Origin of the sequence: Geobacillus sp. ZGt-1 (assembly GCF_001026865.1) — a bacterium.
Taxonomy (GTDB): Bacteria; Bacillota; Bacilli; order Bacillales; family Anoxybacillaceae; genus Geobacillus; species Geobacillus thermoleovorans.
This window is the reverse complement of record NZ_LDPD01000012.1, coordinates 71,925-74,245: the sequence shown is the minus strand read 5'-3', so window position 1 is coordinate 74,245 and position 2,321 is coordinate 71,925. Positions and strand designations below refer to the sequence as shown.

At 53.4% G+C, this 2,321-nt stretch carries 4 protein-coding genes; 2 read left to right on the top strand and 2 right to left on the bottom strand.

The features are described from left to right. Nucleotides 1-392: S9 family peptidase (locus VU18_RS04065; protein WP_047757694.1), on the top strand; the 392-nt coding region annotated here is incomplete at its 5' end. 18 nt (nt 393-410) lie between these two features. Beyond that, nucleotides 411-959 (top strand): short-chain dehydrogenase, encoded by a 549-nt coding sequence (locus VU18_RS04060; RefSeq protein ID WP_014195275.1) that lies wholly within the window; start codon nt 411-413, stop codon nt 957-959. Between the two features lie 61 nt (nt 960-1,020). Here the strand turns inward: VU18_RS04060 and VU18_RS04055 are convergent, their stop codons facing one another. Both VU18_RS04055 and VU18_RS04050 read right to left on the bottom strand, forming a co-directional pair. Next, the gene (locus VU18_RS04055; protein WP_047757693.1) at nt 1,021-1,587 is read right to left on the bottom strand and encodes a phosphate propanoyltransferase; all 567 of its coding nucleotides are present in this window, start codon (nt 1,585-1,587) and stop codon (nt 1,021-1,023) included. 89 nt (nt 1,588-1,676) lie between these two features. Continuing rightward, entirely contained in the window at nt 1,677-2,126 is a 450-nt protein-coding gene (locus tag VU18_RS04050) for a MarR family winged helix-turn-helix transcriptional regulator (protein WP_014195273.1), read from the bottom strand. Nucleotides 2,127-2,321: the final 195 nt, after the last annotated feature.

Here is a 2,321-nt window from a genome sequence, read left to right as displayed (position 1 = left end):
AGTCACTGTCGAACTCGGGTCAACGTTCGATTTCCAACTGGCTCAGCTTCTCTGGCGTGAGCGACATCGGCTACTTTTTCACGAAATGGGAAGTCGGCTGCGACGTTTGGGAAGACGCTGAGCGGCTTTGGCATCATTCGCCGCTCAAATACGTCAAACACATGCGCACACCGCTGTTGATTTTGCACAGCGAACGCGATTACCGCTGCCCGATTGAGCAGGCGGAGCAGCTGTTTGTCGCCTTAAAGCAGCTCGGGCGGGAAACAAAGCTCGTCCGCTTTCCGGACGCCAACCACGATTTGTCGCGCACCGGCAACCCTGCTCTTCGGCTTGAGCGTCTTCGCCATATCGTCGACTGGTTTGACCGCTATTTGAAAGGAGCATCGCATTAATCCGAAAGGAGAAACACCATGCACGCACTCGTCATCGGTGGGACAGGCATGTTAACCGACGTGTCGCTTTGGCTCGTGCGAGAAGGGTACCATGTATCCATCGTCGCCCGGAACAGGGAACGGATGGAACGGCTCATCGCCCGCGCCGCACATCTGGAGGCCATTACCCCGCTTTTGGTCGATTATCGCGATCATGATGTACTATGTTCCTTGATTCACCAAACAATCAATGAAAACAGAGCCTTCGACCTTGTTGTCGCATGGGTGCACAGCGACGGGAAACAGGCGTTTCCGGCCATCATCCGGGAAAATAGCAGACATCCCGGTCCTTGGCGTCTGTTCCACGTGCTCGGCAGCCGGGCCCATCCGGCCGAGGCAAAGCGGGAACTCCGTTTGTCTTCCGCTTGCCTGTACCGGCAAATTCAGCTTGGCTTCGTGATCGAAGAGCACAGCACGCGTTGGCTCACCCATCAAGAAATCAGCAGCGGCGTCATTGACGCCATTCGGCGTGATGCGCCGTTTCATCTTGTCGGCACACTAGCATCAGAGAAGAAGCGGCCGCATTAATGGGAAGCGCCCTCTCGTTTGTACCGAGAGGGCGCTTTGTCCGCCTTTGGCGCGGATGGTTTCACGATGGAAGCAGTTCGACATAATCGCCCGTTTTCAAGCCGGCCGCGTTCGCTTCATCGGTGTCAATGTGCATATCTAATGCAAAATCTTCGCTGACGCGGACGATCACTTCGTCAAAAATGAGCGCCCGCTCCCCTTGCGTTTTCACTTTCACAACTTGTTTATCGCGGACGCCAAACGTCTCGGCATCTTTCGGCGTCATATGAATGTGGCGCTTGGCAATGATCACCCCTTTGTCGACGGTCACCGTCCCCTTCGGTCCGTGAATCGTAATGCCTGGCGTTCCGTCAATATCGCCGAATAAGCGGATCGGGGGCGCGACGCCGAGCTTGAAGCTGTCGGTTTTCGAAATTTCAAGCTGGGTGAGCGAACGGACCGGTCCGAGGACGCGGACGTTTTCAATTTTCCCTTTCGGCCCTTCGACCGTCACCGTTTCCTTGGCGGCGAACTGGCCAGGCTGCGACAACGGCTTGAGCACCGTCAGCTCGGCGCCTTCGCCAAACAGCGCCGCCATGTGTTCTTTTGATAAATGAATGTGGCGATTCGATACCCCTACTGGAACCATCAATGGTGATCTCTCCTTTTTTGCTGGCTATGGTATGTTCTTTATATAACGTATCCATTTCCGGCAAAATTAAAGAGGCCGACCTCGCGTCAGCCCCTTGTTTTTGCCCCATATCCTAATTTTTTCAGCAGCGCAATCGCCTGCTCTTTTTCTGCCGCCGTCAGCGCCGAAACCGTTTCGTGAATTTTTTCCGCATGCTCGGGAAATACGCGTTCAATAAACCGCCGCCCCTCTTCTGTAATGGACGCGTACGTGACGCGCCGGTCCTTTTCGCAGGCGCGGCGGACGATCAATCCTTTGTTTTCCAGTTTGTCAATGACGTAGGTGATGCTCCCGCTCGCCAGCAAAATTTTTTCGCCAATTTGCTGGAGCGGCTGATCCCCTTTATGGTATAACAATTCTAACACGGCAAATTCGGTCGGATTGACCCCGAATGAGTGGATTGATTTGTTCACTTGGTCGCTTACGGCGCGGTAAGCCCGCGACAATACGATAAACAACTTTAGCGATTGCTCGAGTTCTTGCTCTTTTTGTTCCATGCCATCCAACCCTTTGCATTTAACCATTTCTTACTTGCATTATACTTGAACAGCAAACAGGCAGGCAACCGTTTTTGCCAGGCGCTGGTCCATTTTTCTCGCCAGCGGCCGTTCCTTTCGCTATGATAATTTTGTTATAGGGCAGCGCTTGGGCGATTGTCACATTTGTGGAAACGGCGCATATGAAAAAATAAA

What these genes read in the sequence shown, in the direction of transcription:
- VU18_RS04060 (WP_014195275.1), top strand. Translation starts at nt 411, where the DNA reads ATGCACGCACTCGTCATCGGTGGGACAGGCATGTTAACCGACGTGTCG.
- VU18_RS04055 (WP_047757693.1), bottom strand. Translation starts at nt 1,587, where the DNA reads ATGGTTCCAGTAGGGGTATCGAATCGCCACATTCATTTATCAAAAGAA.
- VU18_RS04050 (WP_014195273.1), bottom strand. Translation starts at nt 2,126, where the DNA reads ATGGAACAAAAAGAGCAAGAACTCGAGCAATCGCTAAAGTTGTTTATC.